At 37.8% G+C, this 26,178-nt stretch carries 7 protein-coding genes and 1 pseudogene; 1 reads left to right on the forward strand and 7 read right to left on the reverse strand.

The genetic code is table 11. The features are described 5' to 3' along the window. The 6 genes and pseudogenes from ACFIJL_RS00005 to ACFIJL_RS00030 all read right to left on the reverse strand — a co-directional run. Positions 1 to 2,798: pseudogene (locus tag ACFIJL_RS00005) on the reverse strand (hypothetical protein); the annotation flags it as partial. 823 nt (positions 2,799 to 3,621) lie between these two features. Next, entirely contained in the window at positions 3,622 to 8,730 is a 5,109-nt protein-coding gene (locus ACFIJL_RS00010) for a Vomp family autotransporter (RefSeq protein WP_375621936.1), read from the reverse strand. A 383-nt stretch (positions 8,731 to 9,113) separates the two neighbouring features. After that, complete coding sequence (locus ACFIJL_RS00015) at positions 9,114 to 9,485, reverse strand: hypothetical protein (RefSeq protein WP_375621937.1); 372 nt, start codon at positions 9,483 to 9,485, stop codon at positions 9,114 to 9,116. Between the two features lie 318 nt (positions 9,486 to 9,803). Beyond that, positions 9,804 to 10,046 carry a hypothetical protein gene (locus tag ACFIJL_RS00020; RefSeq protein ID WP_375621938.1) on the reverse strand — a complete coding sequence of 81 codons (243 nt, stop codon included), beginning with the start codon at positions 10,044 to 10,046 and terminating at the stop codon, positions 9,804 to 9,806. A gap of 415 nt (positions 10,047 to 10,461) precedes the next feature. Then, positions 10,462 to 16,227, reverse strand: coding sequence for a YadA-like family protein (locus tag ACFIJL_RS00025; RefSeq protein WP_375621939.1), 5,766 nt, complete (start codon positions 16,225 to 16,227; stop codon positions 10,462 to 10,464). 630 nt (positions 16,228 to 16,857) lie between these two features. After that, on the reverse strand, positions 16,858 to 22,737 hold the full coding sequence (locus ACFIJL_RS00030; RefSeq protein ID WP_375621940.1) for a Vomp family autotransporter: 5,880 nt from the start codon (positions 22,735 to 22,737) through the stop codon (positions 16,858 to 16,860). A 1,285-nt stretch (positions 22,738 to 24,022) separates the two neighbouring features. Between ACFIJL_RS00030 and ACFIJL_RS00035 the strand changes: the two genes are divergently transcribed. Next, complete coding sequence (locus ACFIJL_RS00035) at positions 24,023 to 24,292, forward strand: hypothetical protein (protein ID WP_375621941.1); 270 nt, start codon at positions 24,023 to 24,025, stop codon at positions 24,290 to 24,292. A 320-nt stretch (positions 24,293 to 24,612) separates the two neighbouring features. Here ACFIJL_RS00035 and ACFIJL_RS00040 read toward each other — a convergent pair whose 3' ends face one another. Then, on the reverse strand, positions 24,613 to 25,824 hold the full coding sequence (locus ACFIJL_RS00040; RefSeq protein WP_375621942.1) for an MFS transporter: 1,212 nt from the start codon (positions 25,822 to 25,824) through the stop codon (positions 24,613 to 24,615). Positions 25,825 to 26,178: the final 354 nt, after the last annotated feature.

Genomic DNA, 26,178 nt, shown 5'->3' on the forward strand with positions numbered 1-26,178 from the left:
TCTAGAAACGTAATTCTACTGTTTTCTTGTGTTCTTACAGCCCTGCCTTTTTCTTCTTTTCTCTTTTCATGACGCGCTACAAAGGCATTTGCTTCATCATTCCATAACAAAGAATCCTGCGCTACTCCTTCAGAAACTTCTTTAATCCGCGCATTCACATTCTTGATATTTGCATCAAGACCAGTAAATGCACTCCCAACATCTTTAAAAGAGCCCTCTGTTATATTACCCTTTGTATCAATCTTAGATAAGTCATAAGTTGGTCCCGTCATGTCAGAACCAGCAACTCCTGCACCTCCACCAAAATATTTTGATGTATTCACCATAGCCGTTTCCAGATTTCTCGCTGTGGACGAAAGACTCTCATTGGTTTTGCTTAACTGTGAAAAATTAACTGCATCATTCGCTCCAGTGCCATCCGACACTCCTGTAATCTTTTTACCCCCAGCGTCTATCCCAGAAATGATTATTTTCGGTCCACCAGAAATCACTAAGCCTGTTGCGTCTAAGATATTGTTTCCTGTTTGTATTTTATCGACTATGACACTCCTAGCGAGATCAAATTTTATATTATTGTCTTTATCGCCCTTTGTAACCGTGAGATTTGTACTTCCAGCAGAAAAATCTACTTCATCGTCTATAAGAACGGTCTCGCCATTTTCACCGCCAACAGACAATTTCCAACCGTTTTTTCTTACGACTTCTTCCAAATCTTTTAACTGTCCAAGATTAACTGCATCGGTAGATTCACTCCCAGCTGCTACGCCTGTAATTTGTCGCGTTATACCCTTATCCAAATTACCAACACTAACTGCGCCCTGCGTACTTTTCCATTGCGCCTCGGCGCTTTGTGAAGGACCCTGCAACAAAGAAGTGTAACCCAAAGCAGAGGCAGCCCTATCAGATACAGAATCGCTTCCTAGAGCAACACTTCCTTCTGCCGTTGCTTTTGAATAAAAACCCAAAGCAGTAGCATTCTTTGCGGCTGACTTTGCACGATGTCCTATAGCAGTCGTAGCATATTCCAAAGCTTTAGAAACAGAACCAACAGCCGTTGAATAATCAGCCTTTGCAATTGTATGATCGTCTGGCGCAATCGATTCATTATATTCGGAACCTATCGCGATACTGTCTTTGCCTAAAGCATGAGCCATGTAGCCTATAGCAATGCTATCCACTTCCTTTGATACCCGCGCTTGATAACCTATAGCAATACCACGGCTCCCCCCCTGCTCTACCTGTGCCTCAGTACCTATAGCTATCGAATGCTGATTAAACGTTTTTGCCTCACTACCTATAGCAATACTATACAGCGCCTCCTTTGCTGCAGATGCATTGTAACCAAGAACAATCCCCTTTTCTGCGTAATTCTTCGCGCCGTAACCAAGAGCCAACGCAGATTCGCCATCAGCTTTTGCGCCAGCACCAAGAGCGACTGAATTTTCTGCATCAGCTATAGGATCTGCAAAATCTTTGCCAGTAGTGTTAATTTTTAAACCTTTTATAACCGCTGCTTCTTGTGCTGCTTTTAGCTGTGCAAAATTCACCGCATCGGTGCTTTCAGTACCCGTTGCCACTCCAGTTATCTTGTTACCTCCAGCATCAATACCTCCGGTGGTTATTTTCGGACCATTGGCAATCACTAAGCCCGTTGCGTCTAAGGTACTGCTTCCTACATTTACTTTATTGACTGCGATTTCCTTAGCTAGATCAAATTTTATATTATTGTCATCTTTGCCTTTGCTAATTTGAAGATTTTCACTTGCCGCTGATAAATCGATCTTGCTCTCTATACCAATAGTTGTAGCATCTGCACCACCAACAGACAGCTGCCAACCTTTATCTACGTAATTTTGTAATGACTTTATCTGCGCAACATTTACTGCATCAGTCAGTTCAGAACCAGCTGCTACCCCTATAATTTGTCGCGTTCCCTTCTCGCTGAGATTACCAACACTCATGGCACCATAAACACTCTTCCATTGAGCGTCAGCACCTGTTGCATTCGCTTTCTTATTAGGAGAATAGCCCAAAACACCACTAGCCCTATCGGCCACAGAATTGTAACCTAGCGCAACACCGGTCCACTTTTCCGCACGTGCCCTTCCACCAATAACGGTGGTAGCAGGAGCGGAGGTTTGCGAACTGTTGCCGATATTAATAACAGATTCATAATCGTCGCGTCCTGAATGTACCTGTATGTTGCTACCAATAGCAATAATCCTCACGCCATGCGCATTCGGACTGTTTCCTATTTTTATATCCTCATTAGCTGCATACGTACTCACCCTCCTTGCTAAACGATTAACGCCAGACAGCAAAATATCATCACTATTATCGTCCTCAACAGGCAGCATCCACCCTTTTTTAACAAATGTTTTTGGCAATTTTCGCACAGCAATATTATCCGCACTCATGCTTTTATCGTTAACCGCTATTCTTGTAAGCTGTGGCACTTTCTTATCACCAACATTTCCAACTCGCGCAGAACGGCTACCTTCTGTCAAAACATTTACGATAGGACTCTTATCTCTCTTACCAGAAAGGGTTTTGGTTAAAAAATTTGCGTAATCATCAGAAGCATTCAAACCAGCAACAGAGAGAAGGCTTTGTGGATAAGACACACCGGCACTTTTTACACCTTCAAGAAACGTGTTTCTAAAATCAGGATTTGCTGAAAAAACAGGCGTAACATTCGATAAGAATGTAGCCGCTGTAGCCAACGAAAGAACTTTAACAAAAGAAAAACGAGAACGTTTTAATTCACTCGCAGCTTGTGGGGCATATAATTTTTTCATAACAAACTCTCCAATGAAAAAACTTAAAAACACCTCCAAAACATAAAAAAGACACATTTTAGCATTATTGATCTCTTTGGAATTCAGAGTAGACGATCATTGCTTAGAGTGTGAACATTTTGAGTCTTTAGTCTTGTTTTGTTTGTGCTCTCTGTATTGGGACCTAAATGTTTGTCTTTTTGATTATGTTTTGTGGACATAAAGATGACACATTTAGAGTCTAAGTTTTTTAGTGTGCTGTTTTTTCTAACTAAAAAGGGGTCTTTATATTTAATATTACATTTTACTTGGTAGTGGTTACTATAAAATCCTTTGTACTAGGTTTTAGTATGTATTTTCCTAACTATAGACTTTATTTTTATTAGAAAGCATGGTTTTATTAATAATAAGTAAAGTAAAAAGAAATTGTAATATGTCCGGAATATAGTTTTCTTTGGATAACTGGCTTTTTAGTTGGATTTTTTCTTTTTAATATATCATATAATGATATATGCGCGGTCCTGTGGTGTACCTTTTATCTTTACGCACTACTTTTCCCCCTTTGAATTATTTTATCAAAATGAGTCTTACTAATATACACTCCCATATTGCTATAGGCTGTTCATGAAAATAGCAACATAAAAATATAACTTTTTAGCAATATGGATTCTACTGTGATCTTTTTTCAACAAAATATAGAAAAATCTTCTATAAAACCTCACAGTTTATAGCCTCATCAAATATTATGCTTATCTCTAGATAAATACTGTGCGTCTGTAAAAAAATATTCCCCCTTATTTCAATAAATAAGGGGGAATGTTTTGTTCTGTTTTCGTTATTCGTATTATTTTATTTTCAGAGTAATTGCACCACCTATGCCCCAATGACCACCAGCACTCGTGGCAGAGAGATTAGAGCGAATTTTTCCGTTTTCAGATGTATAACCAGCACCAAGGGCAAATGCGGATTGTCCACGCCATGTGCCGCTACCAAATGAGACACTCAAAGATCCTGGCTCGTCGAAGTAACGTAGGTTGGATACTGCTAGACCAACGGCGGCTGCTTGCCTTGCCTCTTTCCGTACGCTCTTAATATCATAACTTAAAATATTAAACTTCATATCTGTATATCGGTCAGACCGATCAACAGCATCATCAATGGCATTAATAACAATATTATCCACCCGACTATCCGTATATTTTTTTGCATCATCGAGAACAATTTTCATCTGTTGCTGAGTGTAATCATGCAGTTGACCACCATTCACCGCTTCTTTCGAGTCCTTCTCAATACGGCCATCCGCAACATTATCAATTAAAACAGGTTCACTGGAATCTCCACCCTCTAAAGTGATCCTATTAGTTTTGTTTCCTTCTCCATCTTTATCATAGTTAACCGCACCATCTGCGACTGAAATTTCAATATCTTGTATATGTTGATGGATATTATCTACTCTGTTTTCAATTGTGTCTACCCTGTTTTCAACTTCTGTGACCTTCTTGTTCGTCTCCCATAGCTGTCCTCCATTTACAACTTCTTTTGAGCCTTTTTCAACTTTACCATCAGATACATTATCAATCTTGCTCGCTTTACCTTTATGACTAGCGTCATACATTCCTTTCTGTTCATTCCAATTTAAACCATTGGACGAGACATTGTTTTCAACATTTTGAATGCGGTCGTTTATCTTAGACATACTCTCACTTACGCCGTCAAAAGCACTGGCAACGTTATGATAATTCTTCTTTTCACCAGAGCTCCCGTCAGCCTTGAATTGTACTATCTTAAAAGTAGGAGCAGTCCATTCTCCATTATTATAGCCAGCGCCACCACCAAAATACGCAGCCAATTGGTTGCTCATAAGATAAAGTTGCGAACCATTTATAGCATCGGTTGAATTTTCAGTAATATCTCCATTGGCAAGAAACTTAATTTTGCTATTGGTTCTTCCCTCTCCATGCTGTGCTACAAATGCCTGCTCATCACCGTTCCACAACAAGGCGTCCCCTTTAACTTCTTGAGTAATATTCGTGATTTTTTCATTGACATCGTTTACCACATTCGTCAGATGCGTATTCACACTCTTCACATTTGCATCAAGACCTGTCAAAGCTGAGCCAACGTCATAATAGTTGGCTTTTGCCATCTGACCATCTTCAACAATAACAGATAAACTATATTTTGGTCCTTTAAAGGCACCATTTTCGAATGAGGCATCACCACCAAAATAATTTGCTATATCTCCAGATATTTTATTAATTTGGTTCCCATTGATTGCATCATGCGATCCTTGCGCAATTATGCCATCTTTAACATTATGGAGAGCAACAGGGTCTTGGTTATCTACCCCACCTAAAGTTACGCTACCATAATTAATGGCACCGTTTTCTTTATCGTAGAGAACTGCAGCAGCTCTTGTGAGATTAATATCATTAGAAATCATCTCTATACTTTTATCAAGCTGGGCTTTGTTAACAGCTTCATCACTCCACTCTGCAGCTTTTACACCGGAAATTGTACGAGCATCACCAGATTCGTTTGCAACATTGATTTCTATACCACCTGTTGACTCACCAATGGTGATAGCACCTTCATTCTCTTCCTGCTTAACGAGGCTATTTTTTGTTGCATTCGTAATCTGATTTTGAATATTCGTGATAGAAGCATCAACAGCATTAAAAGTAGATTCAAAACCATTATGTGGCTTACCCTGAATAGTGTAAGTGGGAGCCTTACCGTTAGATACATCTGCACCACCACCAAAATATTGAGATGTATTTTGAGAAATTTTTGCTAGATTATTCGTAACAGTGGTAACATTCTGATTAGTAACAAAAAGTTGTGAACCATTTACCGCATCGGTTGAATTAGCAGAAATGTCTCCATTGGCAAGAAACTTAATTTTGCTATTGGTTCTTCCCTCTCCATGCTGTGCTACAAATGCCTGCTCATCACCGTTCCACAACAAGGCGTCCCCTTTAACTTCTTGAGTAATATTCGTGATTCTTTCATTAACATCGTTTACCACATTCGTCAGATGCGTATTCACACTCTTCACATTTGCATCAAGACCTGTCAAAGCTGACCCAACGTCATAATAGTTGGCTTTTGCCATCTGACCATCTGTATCAATAACAGATAAACTATATTTTGGTCCTTTAAAGGCACTATTCTTGAATGACGCACCACCACCAAAATAATTTGCTATATCTCCAGATATTTTATTAATTTGGTTCCCATTGATTGCATCATGCGATCCTTGCGCAATTATGCCATCTTTAACATTATGGAGAGCAACAGGGTCTTGGTTATCTACCCCACCTAAAGTTACGCTACCATAATTAATGGCACCGTTTTCTTTATCGTAGAGAACTGCAGCAGCACTTGTGAGATTAATATCATTAGAAATCATCTCTATACTTTTATCAAGCTGGGCTTTGTTAACAGCGTCATTAGCATTTACAGCTGCCTTCACACCAGAAATCGTCCTATCGTTGCCTGCATTATTTGCAACATTGATTTCTATACCACCTGTTGCCTTACCTATGGTGATAGTACCTTCATTCTCTTCTTGTTTAACGAGGCTGTTTTTTGTCGCATTCGTAATCTGATTTTGTATATTCGTGATAGAATTATCAACAGTACTAAAAGCAGATTCAAAATCATTATGTGGCTTACCCTGAATAGTGTAAGTGGGAGCCTTACCGTTAGATACGTCTGCACCACCACCAAAATACTTTGATATATTTTTAGCAATTGTTGTCAGATTATTTGTAACAGTGGTAACATTCTGATTAGTAACAAAAAGTTGTGAACCATTTACCGCATCGGTTGAATTAGCAGAAATGTCTCCATTGGCAAGAAATTTAATTTTGCTATTTTCTTTGTCTGCTCCATGCTGCGCTACAAATGCCTGCTCATTATTACTCCACAACAGAGAATCTTTAGAGACACCATCAATTTTCTGAGTAAACTCATTAGCTACATGTGTTAAGCGGCTATTCACATTGTTGATATTGTCATCAAGCCCTGTCAAAGCTGTACCAACATTATTATGGTCCTTAGTTACTGCTGCACCATCTTCAGAAATGTGCGATAAATGATAGTGCGGACCAAACAAGATACCGTCGTGAAAGTCCGCATCACCACCAAAAATGACTGCTACATCTCGGGATATTTTTTCAATCTGGCTACCATTAATTGCATCATGCGATCCTTGCGCAATCATGCCATCTTTAACATTATGGAGAGCAACCGGTGCCGTAGTCTTATCACCACCCAAAGTCACGCTATTATAATTAATGGTGCCATCTGCATTTTTATCATAAAGAACCGCAAAGTTATTTGCTTCTTTAATGACCTTAATACTGTCCGTGATATCTGCAATTTCACCATCAAGTTGTTTTTTATTAACGGCTTCATCATCCTTAACTGCTTCTTTCACACCGGAAATTGCACGAGCATCACCTGATTTGTTTGCAATATTAATCTCTGTGCCTTCTATTTCCTTACCGATGATGATACGATTTGTCTCTTCTTCTCGCTTAACAAGGCTATTGCTTTTTATAGTGTCAACAACATCTGCAATCTGACCATCGAGCTGTTGTTTATTAACAGCGTCGTTATTGTTTACAGCAGCCTTCACACCGGAAATTATCCTATCTTCACCCGATTTGTTTGCAACATTGATTTCAGAACCACCTGTTTCTATACCAATGGTGATACGACCTTCTTCTCCACCATCTTGCTTAACAAGACTATTTGCTGCTATTTGATTTTTTATCTCTTGTAGCTGCGCAAAATTCACTGCATCATCAGGTTCTTCCCCAGCTGCCACTCCTGTAATCTGCTTATTGCCAGCATTAATACCATCCACAGTTATACCAGCCCCATTAGCAAACAGAATGCCATCATCACTTATAGAGCTTCTTCCAGCGGTAACTCGTTCCACTTTAATATTCTTAGCTAGATCAAATTTTACATTATTGTCTTCCTCACCTTTTATAATCGTAAGGTTGCCACTTGCCGCTGACAAATCTACAGTATCTTTTATACCAACGGCTTTAGCATTTTCACCCCCAACGGATAGGTTCCAACCTTGATCTACGTAAGTTTTTAACGCTTTTAGCTGTGCAACATTAACGGCATCGGTAGAATAACTACCAGCAGCCACTCCTTCAAGCTGGCGTGTTACCTTATTTTTATAATCACCAATAGTCGCTGCATGCGCAGTACTTTTCCATACCTCACTGTTTTTATTTTTTTCGCTTAGCTCGATAGGACTGTAACTGCTAGCGCCAGCAAGCGATGTAGTCGAAGAACCGTCCCCAAGAACAACATTGCCATACGCCCGCGTTTCAGCCGCACGCGTTTCAGCATTCTTATCTATAACAATAGCTCCATTACCATCAACCCTCACTTTTGAAGAGTAACCATTCGCGAATGTATATTCCTCAATGCTATCTTGATTATCATATACGGAACCTATCGCAATACCGTCTAGCCCTGAAGCGCGAGCCATAGAGTTTATAGTAAAACTTTTCTCTTTTGCCGTATATTTCTCTGGATCTAAAACAACAGCTTTTTTAGCCCTCTTATCCCTTTTTGAATCAGAAACGAGCGTGCCATTCGCTGTGAAGATGTTTTGCGCATCTTCCCATGCAAATTTTCCGTCGGCTGTTAAAACATTTATTACAGAATTATAACCATCTATACCACTGTTATAATCATCATACGCAGAAATAGTACTTTGCGGATAAACTACAGCGGCATTCTTCACATTTTCAAGAAATGCCTTTGTTAAATCGAGATTTGCTGAAAAAACAGGAGCAGCATTCGATAAAAACAAGGCAACCGCAGTTCCCAACGAAGCTACTTTAAACAATGATGATCGACGATGTGAGCGAGAAAAACTCAAATCACGCAGATTTTGTGTAGTATATAATTTTTTCATAATACCCCCTTCATAATAATAGATTAAAAACACAAAAAAGGTATGCTCTAGAACTCTAAAGCTTTCTTATTTTCTTTGCGTGTTCCTGCTTTTACAGCGTGTTTTAGGACATAAATAAAATTAAGACATAAACTGTTGTTTCTACAGTGTCTTTAGAGGGTAACTAGGGGCGGGTTCGTGAAAGTCAATTTGAGGAAGGTAAAAAAATACTTAATATTAGAATGGATTTCGTTTTTCTATCAAAGGTTTTGTGTCGTTTTTAGCTTTGATCTCTTTGAAAAAGGTATAATTTTTTGTGCCTATTGATTATCCGCTTAGGCATCAGTTTATTTTTCGTGAATAAGATTTTTTTATTTCATAAGAGGATTTATGAAAGCTTTTTACTAAAATGCCCCATCTATATCCTTACTAATAGTAATGTGTCTCGTTGCTGTATCCTGTTTTACAAAAATACTCACTGCTACTTGTTCTTTTATTCCCTTCAGTTGTGAAAAATTTACTGCATCAGTATTACTAGTTCCTTCTGCAATATTTGTTACTTTTTTACTTGCCGCATTAATACTACCGGTGGTTATTTGCAAACCATCAGTAATTACTAAGTCTGTTGCATCGACTGTTGTTTTCTCTCCTAATGTTATGCTTTTCAATGCTATATCATTCGCAAAACCAAATATGAGATTATTTTCATCGTCCTTATCTCTTTTAACCCTGAAGTTACTTCCTCCCGATGAAAAATTCATTGTACTATCTAGCACCCATATCTTTAGCTGCCTCACCAGAAATAGACAGTTTCCACCCTTTTTTTCTTATGACTTCTTCTAAATCTTGCAACTGTCTCAGGTTCACTGCATCGGCAGATTTGCTATCAGCTGCTACGCCTATAATTTGTCGCGTTATGTTCTTACTAGGAATACCAATACTTACTGCAAATTTCGTACTTTTCCATTGAGATTAGGTGTTTTTAGCCAGTCCTTGCAGAACAGACGTATCCCCAAAAACGCCAGCAGTCCTACCAGACACAGAGTTGTCCCCATTAGCCCCCCATCAACCATCACTTTCTTTAGAATAGGAATCTAAAGCGATACTTCCACCCCCTTTTGCTTTTGAATAGAAGCCCATAGAAATAGCTTCTTGAGCAAATGCATATGCACGGAGTGACCAAGAGCAATCGAACCATATTCTAAAGCTTTAGAAACAGCTCCTACTACTGTTGAATAATCACTCTTCGAAAGAGTATAATCATTTTCCCCGTGTTCGCTCTTCTTATTATATTCACCACCTACTGCGACACTGCTTTTCTCTAAAACATGAGCCATATTGCCTACAGCAACGCTCCATTCTTTTTCCGTTTGCGCTCCACTACCCTAAAGCAATACTTGTGTTTGGAGTACGTTGCATATCTGTAGAGCGTTGCATTATAAAGCATACGTTTAAAACTATACGAAAATAAAAGCTAAAACTGTCTTCTTTTAATAAAGGGTATATTCGTATTTACATTTCTTGAAGCATTTTAATAAATCAAAATAATAGCAATCAATTTTTTAAATCTTTACCATTAAGGTCTTTTATTCTCAACAAAAGTTGTCATAGGCTTTTTATATTCGGATTTTATATAATTACGGGAGTTTTATACATTTAGAATAGCTTTAGAGAGTTCTGGAAGAAAGTAAAAAATTTGCCCTTTTCTTAAATAAGAAAAAGGCAAATCAATTTTATGGATTTAGTCGTTTATTAGTTGAGTATCACATTAACCCCTGTACTTATACCCCAGTGACCTCCAGAAGTGGTAATTGACAAGTTGGAACCAATATCACCGTTCTCTGAAGTATAACCTGCACCAAAAGCAAAAGCAGATTGACTACGCCATAAACCACTACCAAATGCGATTGTTAATTTTCCAGGAATATCACTATAGCGTAAACCAGCTACCGCTAAACCAACAGCTGCTGCTTGTCTTGCCTCTTTTCGAACATCCTCAACAGCATAACTTAATGTCGAAAACTTCATATCCGTATACGAATTAGCCCCACTAACTCCATCTTTTACAAGATGAGAAATTTGCTCATCCGTATACTTATTGGCACTTTCAAGCACAAAATCCATCTTATCTTTTAATTGACCGCCATTAACCGCTTCTTTCGAATCCTTTTCTATCTTTCCATCGGCTACATTGGCTATTAATACTGGAGAACTTTCATCTCCACCAACTAAGCTAACTTTATTGGTCTTTTTTCCCGTTTCTTTATCTTTATCGTATTGTACAGATCCCTCCGTAACTCTATTTTCAATATCCTTGACCTGATCTGTAATCATCTGCTGAGTTTCCCAAAGCTGTCCTCCATTCACTGCTTCTTTTGAATCTCTGTCTACCTTACCATTCGCTACATTGATAATCTTACTTGGACTCTTAACACCCTGAGAATCCACATGAGATGCATCATAACTTCCTTTTTCTTCATTCCAATTCAGACTATTCAAAGAGGTACCCTTTTCAACTTCTTTTATACGATCATTGATAGTGCTCATGCTGTCATTAACAACATCAAATGCTTCAGAGACATTATTACGCTCCTCTTTATCACCTTTCGTACCATCCTTATTAAAGACCTGAACGTGGAATTTGGGGCCTTGCCAGTTTCCTTCCTTATCATAACCAGCTCCTCCACCAAAATATGAGGCAAATGTCTGTTGAAGTGTATAAATCTGACCACCATTAATCGCATCCGTCGAATCTTCTGATATCTTTCCTTTCGCAAGGAACGTGATCTTGCTGTTTTCCTTGTTACCTTCTTTCTCATGCTGTGCTACAAACGCACCTGCATCATCACTCCACAACAACGCATTTTGCTCAATGTTGTCTGAAATCTCATTATGAAGATTCTTGAAAACCTTATTTACACCGGCAAACGCGGCTGCAATGCTATCATAATTCTCCTCTTCAAAGCTTCCATCTTCTTGGAAAGTCATTATCTTGAAACCTGGAAGCGCCCAGCCATCACCATCATATTTAGCATCACCACCAAAATACTTTGCTAGCGACTGATTCAGATCATAAATCTGTCCGCCATTAACCGCATCACTCGAGCCTGATACTATAGAGCCAGCCGCAAGTGATGTGATCTTGCTTGCTTTTCTGTCATCACCTTTCCCATGCAGAGCGACAAAAGCTTTGTCACCATCGCTCCAAGATAAAGAATCTTGTGCAACTCCCTCTGAGACCTCCTTAATGCGAGCGTTCACATTCTTGATATTGTCATCAAGCCCTTTAAAGGCAGAACCAACATCGGTATGCGGTTTATCTGTTACTTCGCCACCTTTATCAATACTGGATAAATTATAAGTTGGCCCTTTAAAAGCACCATCCTTAAATTCAGCATCTCCACCCAACAATTTCGCTATATCCATTGAAAGGATGTGAACCTGCCCTCCATTGATAACATCCGTTGAGTTTTCCGCAATCGATCCGGCGGCTACATTATGGAGCGCAACAGGTGTAGCATCCTTCCCTTTCCCAAAAGTTACATTTGTATAATCAGTTTGATTATCTGTTGTTTTATCGTAAAGAACAACAGAAGAACTATCCGACAGAAGGGTATCAGAAAGATCCTTCAAACCTTTATCAAATTGTTCTTTGTTCACAGCTTCATTGGCTTTTTCTGCTGCCTTTACACCAGAAAGAGTTCGATCCTTACCACCCTTGTTTGCGATATTGATTTCACTACCTTCTACTCCTTTACCAATGTTGATAACATCTTCATTTTTCGTAACAAGCAAATTACTGATTACATCGCTGATCGCAGTTTGAACCTTTGTGAAAAGTTTACCCACACCTGAAAATGCATCTGATACATTCTTATAGCTTGATTCAGCTTCAGTGCCATCATCATTGATAATTTTTAGCTTAAAATCAGGAACTTTCAATTCCCCATCCTTATATTCAGCGTCATCAGAAAAATATTTTGCAACCTTATCGCCCAGTAAATAAAGTTGAGAACCATTTACGGCATCCATCGATTCTTTCGTAATATCTCCTACAGCAAGCGATGTGATTTTACTTGCCTTTCTGTCATCACCTTCCCCATGCTGGGCAACAAAAGCTTTGTCAGCATCGCTCCAAGATAAAGAATCTTGTGCAACTCCTTCTGAGACTTCCTTAATGCGAGCATTCACATTCTTGATATTGTCATCAAGTCCTTTAAAGGCAGAACCAACATCGGTATGCGGTTTATCTGTTACAACACCTTTTTCATCAATATTCGATAATTTATACTCTGGTACTTTAAAGTTTTTGCCATCAAAGGATACACCTCCACCTAAAATTTTTGATAAATCCTCAGTGATTGTATGAAGCTGATCGCCATTAATCGCATCACTCGAAGCTGATATTATAGAACCTGCGGCAAGCGATGTGATCTTGCTGTTTTCCTTTTCTCCATCTTTTTCCCCATGCTTGGCTACAAAGGATTGTGCTTTACCATCCCACAACAGAGCATCGCCTTGGACAGATTCTTTGATATTCGTGACTTTGTCATTAAAATCATTAACGATGTTCTGCACATTCTTATTCACAGTCTGGAAATTCTTATCAATTCCGTCAAAGGCTTCCGCTACATTATTGTAGGTTTTTTCTTCAACTTCAATTTCATTGCTCTCTGAGTTGAAAACTTTGAGTTTGAAGGTTGGTTTGTTCAATACGCCATTCTCATACGTAGCATCGCCGCCAAAATATTCTGCAACTTTGTTGCCCAGTGCATAAAGCTGGGAACCTGTTATAGTTTCGTGCGAATCTTTCTCTACCTTACCATCAGCGACATTAACAATCTTGCTCGCACCCTTCTCACCATGAGCAGCATTGTAGGCACCACCATCACCTACACTGCCATCCCAATTTAAACTATTCGAAGAGAGGTCATTTTCAAATTCCTTTATACGAGCATTCACATTCTTGATATTATCATCAAGTCCTTTAAAGGCAGAACCAACATCGGTATGAGATTTATCTGTTACTTCACCTTTTTTATCAATATTCGATAATTTATACCCTGGTACTTTAAAGTTTTTTCCATCAAAGGATACATCTCCACCTAAAATTCTTGATAAATCTCCAGTGATTGTATGAAGCTGACCACCATTAACGGCATCTGTCGAATTTGTGCTAAGATCTCCACCCGCAAGACCTGTTATTTTTTTACCTGCAGCATCAATACCATCCGCTATTACTTTGGGACCATTTTCAATGGTTAATCCCGTTTTATCTAAAGTGACGCCTTTTAATTTTACACTGTTCAATGTGACATCTTGTGCCAAATCAAATGTTATTTTTTTGTCTTTATTGTCTGTTGTATCACTATTTTTAATCTCAAAGTTTTTGCTTCCAGAAACCAAATTTAATATATCACCCGGCTGAAAGTTTGAAACAGCCTTATCATTAAGAGAAAGTGTCCACCCTTGTGCTACAAATTCTCTTAATTTTTTCAGCTGTGCAATGTTGACGGCATCAGTGTCTGCATAACCCGCTGCTACACCTGTAAGCTGTCGTGTTATCTTATTCGGAGTATCACCAACACTAAAAGCTCCTTGAGTGCTCTTCCATATCACACCATCATCCGTTGACTGGCTCCCTATGGAAGGATCATAGCCAACTGCGGACACTGAGTTACGAGAAACAGATTTATAACCCACAGCAACACCACCCTCAGGAAGTACTTGTACATTTGAACCTAATGCCATACTATTTTTAGCTGTTGCGGCTGAAAGTCCACCTAATGCAATACTATTTTCACCAGATGCATTTGCAAAACCACCTAATGCGATACTATTTTCACCAGATACATTTGCAGAACCACCTAATGCAATACCATTGTCGGCAGTTGCACTTGAAAGCTTACCTATAGCAATACTTTCTTGCCCACCTTTTCCCTCACTGGCAGCAATTGTAATGCTCTCCGTTTCGGCATGCCATTTAAAAACACTATCATCAGCGGCTTTTTTAATCTCATTGTGAAGATTTACATAAGACTTACCCACACCCTCAAAGGCTTTTGCTACATTTGGAAAACTTTCTTCTTCAATCTCACTCGTCTCAGGATTTAAAGTTTTAATTTTGAACTCTGGATTATCCCATTGACCATTCGTAAATTTAACACCACCGCCTAAATATCCAGCTATATGGGTAGCTACAACATTCAACTGACTACCATTTACCGCCTCTTGTGAATCTGCACTAAGATCACCAGATGTAACACCCGTTACCTTTTTATTTCCAGCATCAATACCACCGGTGGTTATTTTCGGACCATCAGTAACTACTAAGCCCGTGGCATCGAAGGTATTTGTACCTGCTTTTAAGCTTGTTAACGTAATGTCTTGAGCCAGATCAAATTTTACTTTATTGTCATCTTCGCCCTTTGTAATATTTAGGTTGCTACTTCCAGCGGAAAAATCTACCGCGCTATCCATAAGAACAGTTGTTGCATTTTTATCTCCAACAGAGAATTTCCAACCGTTTTGTCTTACAACTTGTTCTAAGTCCTGCAACTGTCTAAGGTTCACTGCATCGGTAACATTAGAACCAGCAGCTACGCCTGTAATTTGTCTGGTTATACCCTTACTATCATCACCAACACTAACTGAGCCCCGCGTACTTTTCCATTGTGTCTCGATGTTTGTTGCAGGACCCTGCAACAAAGGAGTGTAGCCAAACTCACCAGCAGCCCTATCGGATATAGAATTGCTTCCTAGAGCAACACCTTCCGCAACCGTCACATTAGAGCTAGCGCCTATAGCAATTCCCTGCGGCGCCTGCTCCTGTGCATATGCATTGTACCCCATAGCAATCGCTTCATTTGCATAACTATGTGCTTTACTACCGAAGGCTATTGAAAAATCACCTAATGAAGCTGTTCTCTCTTTTTCATCATAACTATCGGTTAGAGAAGAGCCGATTGCAATGCTATTTTTAGTATTTCTACTACTACCAGCTAAAGCAGTTAAGCCGATAGCAATCCCTTGGTCAGCCTTCGTCTGCGCTACCTGCCCGTAAACAATAGCATCATGAGCTTCTCCCTGAGCTCGTTCACCATAGACGAGAGGATTACCCAAATTCTCATCCCTAGTTATCTGGTCTCCCTTTACAACTCTTGGAGTTAAAGCTGCTCTTGTTATTTTTTTACTTCCAACATTCATATCAATTGAACGTATCGAATCGCTGGTTTCTGCCAAAACATTCACTATAGGACTATAATCGCTTACACCAGTAAGAGTTTTGGTTAAAAAATTTTCATAGTCATCAGCAACACTTACCTTGGATGTCAAAGCAACATTCAGCGCTGTTAAATAATTTTCCTGTGATGAACTAGAAGAATCCAAATTATTCGAAAAAACAGGGGAAATACTGGCTAAAAGTGCCGCTATCGAAGTCAAGGATAGGACTTTAATAAAAGGAAAACGAGAAAATTTTAAATCGCTCCCTGCTAATTTTGTATATAATTTTTTCATAATGAACTCCCCAATGAAAGAAATAACTATAAACACAAAAAAGACACATTTAAACGCTATAGAGCCTTTTAAAGCTGTTTTTTCTAAATGTATTCAAAAATTTAGTACCTGACTGAAAAGATAAAGAAGTTGTTTTTAAGGTTAATGCGTTTTGCTCTTTTACATTTCCTAAGAAAGTAAATTTTTTTGTGGTGATTTGTTTTTTTAACTTTTAAGCTTATTGGTTGTTTTTTGCAAGGGATAGAGTTAATTTAGTATATTGTTTTATAACTTCTTCCAGTAAAATTGAAATACATTTGAATGTGTACTTTTATCTTAGTAGAAAACTTTTTAATAGATTTGTAGAGAGCAAAAGGGTTTTTTCTATCTGTAGAGTGCTACAGATTTTTCAGATTTAAAAATTAAAGAAGAAAATAATGAACTTATAATTTATGAAAAAACTTATTATCTTATTTTGAAATAAGAAGTTCATTTTGTTGAAAGTGTATAGGTTTTTTCTGTTTTTTAAACCTGTATTTGTCGTTATAGCGCTTATCAATTTATATATATAATTTTTACATACGTAACAACAATTCACCCCTGCCTCATGAGACAGGGGTGAAAAGGAATTTTTATGTATTTTGTTTATTATCAGTTCAATGTCATATTGAATCCCGCACCTACACCCCAATGACCTCCAGAAGTCGTTGCGGATATATTAGAGCGGTATTTCCCATTTTCTGAGGTGTAACCTGCACCAAAGGCAAATGCAGACTGACTACGCCATAAACCAGTACCAAATCCAACGCTTAATTTTCCAGGTGTATCATTGTAGCGTAAGTTAGACACCGCAAGACCAATAGCCGCTGCTTGTCTTGCCTCTTTTTTCACACTCTCAATACTGTAGTTTAAAACGTTAAACTTCATATCTGTATATTGTTTAGACTGATCAACAGCATCATCAATCGCATCAATCACAATATTATTAACCCGTTGATCTGTGTAGTGCTTGGATTCATCAAGAATAATCTTCATCTGTTCTTTAGTATAGTCATGGAGTTGACTACCATTTACAGCTTCTTTCGAACCTTTTTCAATTTTACCATCAGCTACATTATCAATCATAACAGGTTCACTAGCATCAGCACCCGCTAATGTGATTTTATTCGTCTTTTTGCCGTTTTCATCTCTGTCATAACGAACAGCGTCCTCCTCAATACCGTCAACTCTATTATTGATGTTATCAACTTTGGTATCAATATTGAGAACTACATCACCAATATCAGCAATCGTATTTGAAATGTTATCAACTCTGTTGGTAAGATGCTTCACATCTTTTTCGACACCCGTGACACGTTCATTAGTTTCCCAAAGTTGTCCACCATTGACCGCATCTTTCGAACCTTTTACAATTTTACCATCTGCTACATTGATAATTTTATTCGGCTTGCCATCACGATTAGCATCATAGGCTTTTTCTTTATCATTCCACTTTAAAGCATCTGAATCGACCTTGTTGATGACATCATCAATACGGTTGTTAATATTTGACATCCCATCATTAATATCACCAAAAGCATCAGCGACATTATGGTGCTCTTTCTCAACAGTCGTACCATTAGCATTGACTTGAACAATCTTAAAAGTAGGATTTGTCCATTTGCCATTCTCATATTTAGCACCACCACCAAAATACGCAGCCAATTGGTTGCTCATGAGATAAAGCTGGTTACCGGTAATGGCATCGGTTGAATTCGCAGCAATTCTGCCATCTTTAACATTAAGGAGAGCAACTGGTCCGTTGTTCTTATCGCCGCCCAAAGTTACACTACCGTAATTAACATTACCATCGTCATTCTTATCGTAGAGAACCGCAGCAGCACTTGCTGTCTCAATATCTTTCGTAATATCCTTTATGCTTTTATCAAGTTGGTCTTTGTTAACAGCTTCATCGCCCTTTTCTGCTGCCTTAACACCAGAAATGGAACGTGCAACCTTACCATATCCTGCAATATTGATCTCAGTACCAGCTGTATCCTTACCAATAGTGATAGGAGCAGAAACTCCGTCTTGCTTAACAAGACTATTTTTTACCACATCAGAAATCTTATTATCAATATTTGTGATAGAAGTATTAACAGCAGTAAATGCGTCAAAAACATTATGATGTGTTTCCCCCTGAATAAGGAATGTTGGTTCTATACCGGCAAATACATCTGTACTGCCACCAAAATATTTTGATGTATTTTGAGAAACCTTGAAGAGTTGTGAACCATTTACTGCTTCTTTTGATGTTTCAGAAATTGTCCCATCTTTCACACCGGAAAGTATACGCTCCATACCACCTTTATTTACAATACTGATTTTAGTCCCACCAGTTTCTTTACCAACAGTAATAAGACCGTTTTCTTCCTCCTGCTTCACAAGGCTATTTTTTGTTATATCAGAGATTTGATTGTGAATATTTGTGAAAGTATTGTTTACACCTTCAAAAGCTTCCGCCACATTGTCATAAGGCTTCTTAGAGACAGTACCATTATCGTTGATCTGATAAACTTTGAAAGTAGGAGCGTGCCATTCTCTATTTTCATCATATCCTGCTCCACCACCAAAATATTTAGCAACATCATTTATTGCATAGAGCAAATGCTGATTAACATGCCTGATGTTCATATTAAGCCCTGACAAAGCCGATCCAACATCATTATGTTCCGTCTGTTTTTCCTGGCCATTTTCATCAATAGTAGTTAAATTATATCTCGGTTTTCTAAAGACTCCATTTGTGAAAGAGGCATTGCCACCAAAATAAGTAGCAATTTCGCTGCCCATAGAATGAACTTGGGAACCATTTATAGCATCAGTTGAATCTTCAGTAATATCACCATTCAAAAGGTAGGTAAGCTTACTTTCTGTTTTTTCTCCATTTTTTTCATGAAGTGCAACAAACGCTTTCTTACCTTCATCCCACAATAAGGCATCCTGAGAAAATTTATCAAATTTATTGTCTACATATGTTAGTCGACTATTCACATTTTTGACATTTGCATCAATTCCTGTCAAAGCATCACCAACATTTTCAAAAATTTTCTGTTCTACCTTACCATCTGCAGAAACAGTAGATAAATTATACTGTGGTCCAACAAAAACACCATTTTCAAATGAAGTACCACCACCAAAGAAACTCGCGATATCTCCAGATATTTTATTAATTTGGCTGCCATTAATTGCATCTGTTGATTCTTCGTGAATTTCCCCATTCATAAGATAGCTAATCTTACTTTTTGTTTTATTACCCTCTCCACCATGCCGCGCAACAAACGCTTGTTCTTCTTCACTCCAAAGTAACGCATCTTGAGAGAGAGTATCAAATCTCTGAGTAAATTCATTAGTAACATTCGTCAAACGATTATTCACACTTTTGACATTCCCATCAAGTCCTTTCAATGCAGAACCAACATCACGATAATTAATATTTCCTATCGTACCATCTTCAAAAATAACAGATAAACTATATTTTGGTCCTTTAAAAGCACCATCTTCAAACGCTGCATCTCCACCAAAAAATTTTGCTACATCTTGAGAGATCTCATTAATTTGGCTACCGTTGATTGCATCATGCGAATTTTTAGCAATTTTACCATCTTTGACATTCAAAAGAGCAACGGAACCATCACTCTTATCGCCACCCAAAGTCACACTGTTATAATTAATACTGCCATCTTCATTCTTATCATAACGAACTGCAAAAGCACTGTCTATCTTAATATTGTTAACAATATCAGTAATATCTGCAATCTGACCATCAAGTTGTTCTTTATTAACAGCTTCATCAGGGTTTACCGCTGCTTTTACACCAGAAATTATCCGAGCATCACCCGATTTATTTGCAATATTAATTGTTGTGCCACCTCTTTCTTTACCCACAGTAATAGGAGCATTCTCCCCATCTTGTTTCACCAGAATGTTAAGTTTAATACTTTCAGCTGTCTCTCTTATAGTTTCTTCGAGTTGCTTTTTATTAACGGCATCATTATCCTCCACTGCTGCTTTTACACCCGAGATAGTTCTGTCTCCTTCACTGCCTGTAATGTCAATTGTCGTGCCATCTTTTTCCTTACCAATGGTGATAAATTTCTTCCCTTCGTCCCATTTAACAAGACTATTTCCTGCTATTTCATTTTTGATTTCGTTCAATTGTGAATAATTGACTGCATCATGTTCATCAGCGCCATCTGCTACTCCCGTAATCTTTTTATTACCAGCATAAATACCCCCAGTAGTCATATTAGGACCACCAGTAATCACGAAGCCATTATCGCTTAAATTCGCCTTGCCTGCTATTACACGTTTAACTCTGACAATATCATTCAAATCAAACTTTACAGTATTGTCACCGTTTTTGGTAATTTTGATATTCTTACTTTCTTCATTACCATCCTCTGCATTAACACCTACAAAATCTACTATGCTACCAGCCTTAACATCTGTAGCATCTCCACTGTTAACAGAAAGCTTCCAGCCTCCTGCCTCTGATATCATTCCTTCTATTTTTTTAAGCTGTGAAAAATTGACAGCATCGGTATCGTCTTCTGCATTAGCTACTCCTTTAATCGTTTTACCACCAGCATGAATGCCCTTAACAGTTATGCTCGGCCCCTCGCCATTGTTAAATCTAAAGCCAGCAGCATCCATAACGCTCTCTCCTGCTGTGACAGTCATTACATTAATATCATCAGACAAACCAAATTCTACAGTATTGTCACCGTTTTTGGTAATTTTGATATTCGGGTTACTTTCGCGACCAGCTGATTGCAAATTTACCACACCGTTTGGACCAATATGCGTAGCATCTGCACCATTAACAGAAAGTTGCCAACTTGTTTTGAAACCATCTTTTACTTCTTTCAGCTGTTTATAATTCACTGCCTCATCATCTGCAGTCGCATCTGCCACCTTTGTAATCTGTTTATTGCCAGCATCAATACCGTCTATAGTTATTTTTGCCCCATTAGTGATTATAAAACCATCGTCACTCATAGAACTTCGTCCTGTAGTGACACTCGTCAATTTAAGCATATCACTCAAAGTAAATTCAATTTTATGCTTAGTACCTTCAGTTTTTTTTGCAATTTTTAAGTTATCTTTTCCTACTACACCATTTTTCACTGAAAAATCTACGGTATTGTCTGAATTCACATCTGTCGGATCTGTATCGTTAGCAGAAATTTGCCAAGTACCTCCCCCTGCTATGACATCTCTCATAGCTTTCAACTGGGCAACATTCACTGCATCAGTGTCTTCACTCCCTGCTGCAACATTTGTAATCTGTCGCGTTAATTTCTGGTTAGTATTACCAACACTAAAATCACCTGCAGTGCTTTTCCATGCAAGATCATTCTTTGTTGTTGTAGTATTTGTTACAGGATCATACCCCAAAACTTCCCCATTAACACGAGAAACAGATCCTCCCCCCACAGCAACACCATCTATAACACGTACTTGTGCATTTATACCAATTGCAACTGAATGAGCCGTCTCAGCATAGGTATGAGTACCTATGGCAATCGAATTTTTACCCTTCGCTATTACTTTTCTTTCCTCCCCGCTTTCTGCAGGTTCCCCACCACCTATTGCAATAGAACCAAGAGCTTGAGCTTCAGCCTTCGTGCCTATAGCAACCGCGTACTCGTCAGCTGCTTTGGTTTTTAATCCTAATGCAATACTATCGTAACCAGACGCAGATGCCACCTTACCAATAGCAACACTATTTATACCGCTCGCGGTTGCATCTGAACCAAACGCAATCGCATCGTCCAACGTAGCTTGAGAACGCACACCTATAGAAACGCTATTTTTACCAGAAGCAGTTGCAAGTCCTCCAATAGCAACTGCAGATTTCCCCGATGCTTCTGAACCTACACCCATAGCAACACTTGCTATACCACTTGCAAGTGCAGAAACACCAAAAGCTTGTGCTCCCCCTGCCTTTGCTGTCGCGCCTGCACCAAATACGGTTGAATAATTACCCGTCGCTGCAGATCCACAACCGGTAGCAAAAGAATAAACACCATAAGCTTCAGGCAGAGCATTCATAAAACCACCAGTAATTCCCCCCATATAACCACCTAAAACTCTACCATCAGTGCTAGTCGTGTATCCATCACCCGCCCAAATAACCTTTCCAGTGGTCGTACCATAAGGACTACGATTTCCAAAAACTTTCTCACCAACAAATCTATCATATTGTTCTTGTGCGGTTATTCGCTGACTATCAGCAATTCCTTGTTGTTGTTTGCCGCCACGATCAATAACGTTATCTACACCACAGTAGTCATCATCACCAGATAGAACAACACTGCCATGACTACCATGTGGATACATGACATTACCACCATTTGTGCTTCTAACTGTCTCTCCTGTTATTGAGAGATTCGCAGCAAAAACAGGAGAAACACTCGATAAGAGTGTCGCCATTACCGTACTAAGAGAGACAACTTTAATTAAATTTGGTGTGGAATATTTTTTTTTCATAAGAACCTCCTCCAACAGAGTTCAACATCATCACAACGCGTGAAAACACACACGGCAAAACCCTTGTTTGCGCACTTCAAAAACCAATAAATCAAGACAAAACTCTCCCCCTACGATACCGCTATCTTTACGGCATCGCCCTAAAATCTCTGCAACAACATCAAATCTAGAAAAGTCCCCAACCCTTTTAGCTAGAGGGATTCAAGCTAAAAAATCAATAAAAACACAAGACTTTGAAAATATACCATAATCTCCATTTAAAAATACTGCAATTTATCTCTTAACAAAATAGTTTCACTAAAGAGCAATTCTACTTTTCAAATAAAGCGCATCAGCAAAATGGCAAGAGTGTAAAAAATAATTTTTTATAAATTTGTAAAAATACTTCTCAATAAAATAGCAGTTCTTATAAACACAAATTTATGATTTTTTTAACTTATAGCACAATGTAATAGATAACGATTATCATGATAATCTCACTCTTTGTTGCGAGATAATCTGTTTCAATATATAATTGCATATCTTTGAAAGAAATCTTTCTTAATATAATGATGCACGCTCTATAAAAAGTTCCAACGTGCTCATCTTGTCCTCTTCATAAAAAGACAAAAGTGCTATAAATGATCTTTCGTTCTTCTCGCGTATATGTCTGTTACCCTTCTATAGGAACAAAACATCGTCATTGTATTTTCACTGTTGTATAAATTTTTTAAATATCACAAATCGAAAAGAAGCTGTTTTTTAGCTTTTCTCCCACATAACCCACTGTACTTGCACTGTTGTCAACATCTTTTCCCTCAACCAACAAACATTTCAGAAATGACACTATATTAGCTTCTTTTTTAATCAATTTGTTTGTTAAGCAAAATAATTGGTATTCTACAAAAAATGAGATTATCATTCGTTATTAAAAAGTTAGACGTTTACAAACCCTGTTTGCTTATTTTAATATATTAATGGCATTGATTTAGCTGTAATTGGCAATAGAGATTTTAAGGTGTTTTGTTTATCGTCAGAATAATCCTCCTCTACGCACATTAAAAGCCTTTTGGAAATGTATTTTATGCTATAAGTTCTATAGTAAACACATTGCCACCCATATTTACAATTGAGCGCTTCAAAATCTTGGAGTAATAAAATCTTTAATAGGCTTTGATTTAAAAGCACGTATTTTGCAGAAAATTGACAAAACCATGAGGTTCGTATACATGGCAATTCTAAGTGATGATAGTGGAGTGATACTTAAAAAAGCTGCATGGAAACCCGCAACGTTGAGGAATTAAGCATGACCTCTTTATGCGATAAAGAATTGTCTGACACACTGGTTGGTCTTTATGACGACTATCAACGCGGTTTCGACATTGGAGAAGAGCTTAAATTGTGCGTGGATTTGGCGTTATCTCTTGAATTGGAACTCAGTATTCATCGTTTAAGTGAAACAGATGCTGTTTTAAAAAAAGAGATTGTGCAAACCTTGCATCGTCGTAGAAATACCCATTCCAATGAAGATGAAATTGATACAATTTTTCATATGGATTTTGAAAAACGAAAATAATACAATACTCTCCCCATATGATACGATATTACCTCAGTGCTTTACTTTCTACTACGCTTAAACAAAAAACTTTCAAGAAGATTTAAAGTGTTACGTTTTCGCCTTCTTAACAATAGTGAGATGAATTAAAGAAACGCATCAATTCTTTTAGATCATTATCAAAAAATAGAGAGTATTCTCTATTATACATCAATTTATGCTTTGTTCATTAAGCACCAACTTTTACATTTTCTCAACTCTCCTTTAAAAGCAAAATATGAAATGTGCTGCAGCGTAAATGTTTTATAAAATAGCGTATATTGACCACTCTTAAACGTAATTTATTGTTTTTCATGTTTATAAAACAGCACTATGAGTATTCCAACAAACGCAACAATGCTTTGAAAAAAATATATCGATTGAGGTGATATGCTACTGTTATCGCTTGCCATAATGAGGTAGACTCCGAGGATCAAGCATCCAGAGATACCATTAAAACTTGCCTGCAATCTTCCTTGGTATTCAGGATCACAAGAGAGTTGTGATAAAGAAATCGAAAGAGCCCAACTCGAAAGTCCAAATCCAATCATAAAGTAAACAGGAAAAACAACAAAATTGTGTGTATTAACAGATAGAATAGCGAGGCCAATAGCCATAAAAGCTAATAAAATGGCTAATGTTTTCCTGATAGATAAAACTTTACAAAGAAGTGGTGAAAAAAACGCACCTGTCAATACGCCCATAGAATAAAGCACCTCCAGTATTGCAAAGATCCTGCTATCCGCATGTAAAACCTCTTGTATATAAGGAACGAGAATAACAGGAATGGTCATCAAAAGAGTCATAATAATCATCTGGCTTATATAAGGTACAAAAAGAGCCGGATTCTGCTTAAAATAATGAAGAGATGCTGTATAATTTTCCCACCAATTTTGCTGGTTTTGATTTTTAGATCTTCGGTTTTTAGGTACCTTCATTGCAAAATTAAATAAACCAGCAATGATAAAGAATATACCACCTATTAGAAGAGTTCCTTTTATTCCTGCATAGGCGAGTATCAATCCACTTAAGCCCATACCTACGATCGTGCCAAGTTCATAAACCATATCGATGGTTGCATTTGCATTGATGAGCTGTTCCTTCAGCACAATACTTTGAATTAAAGAAATAGCTGATGGCATATAAAAAGGGATAAAAATACCCAAAAGAGCAGATAAGACCATCAATTCAATTTCTATACCAAAATGCCAAAGCATTACCCAGCTTACGATTACCAAACCTCTCACAAGATTTGAAATAATAATCTGCGTTTTACGATTATATTTATCTGCCAATATGCCAAAAATAGGCGCAAAAATAATGCCAGGCGTCCAAAGAAAAAGCATCATCAACGCTACACCACGGATTGAGCCCGTTTGATTGTAAGCGAGCCATGACAATGTAATATAATTTAGTCCACTTCCAAATGTAGCAAATAAGCCGCTCAAAGTAAAATAGAGAAAAGTTCTATTTTCAAATAAAGCAATGCGTTCCTTCAAATTTGAAGTGAACATAAACTATCCTTTAAAATAAATACCAGTTGATATGCATCATACATCCTGTTTAAAAACATGCATTCTTACAATTTTCATTTTAGATCATTAAATTTAAGAAAACAAAATTTCTTTTTTGAGACTTTTACAATTTTCGCGCTGATGTATAATTAATTCTTCTATGAAAAAAACATTTATGGACAAAAACAAAATTAATATTTTATGTGCATTTTATTCAGAAGCTACACCTTTATTATGTAAAACAATTTTACGGTATGGAAGCTTCACTCACATTATTGTCCTTATTATTCCGTGCACTAAAATATGCTCGAGTATATCCTTCCATGTCGTTCTTCTATCACCACACTTTGGCTC

Origin of the sequence: Bartonella sp. TT119HLJHH (assembly GCF_042193385.1) — a bacterium.
Taxonomy (GTDB): domain Bacteria; phylum Pseudomonadota; class Alphaproteobacteria; order Rhizobiales; family Rhizobiaceae; genus Bartonella.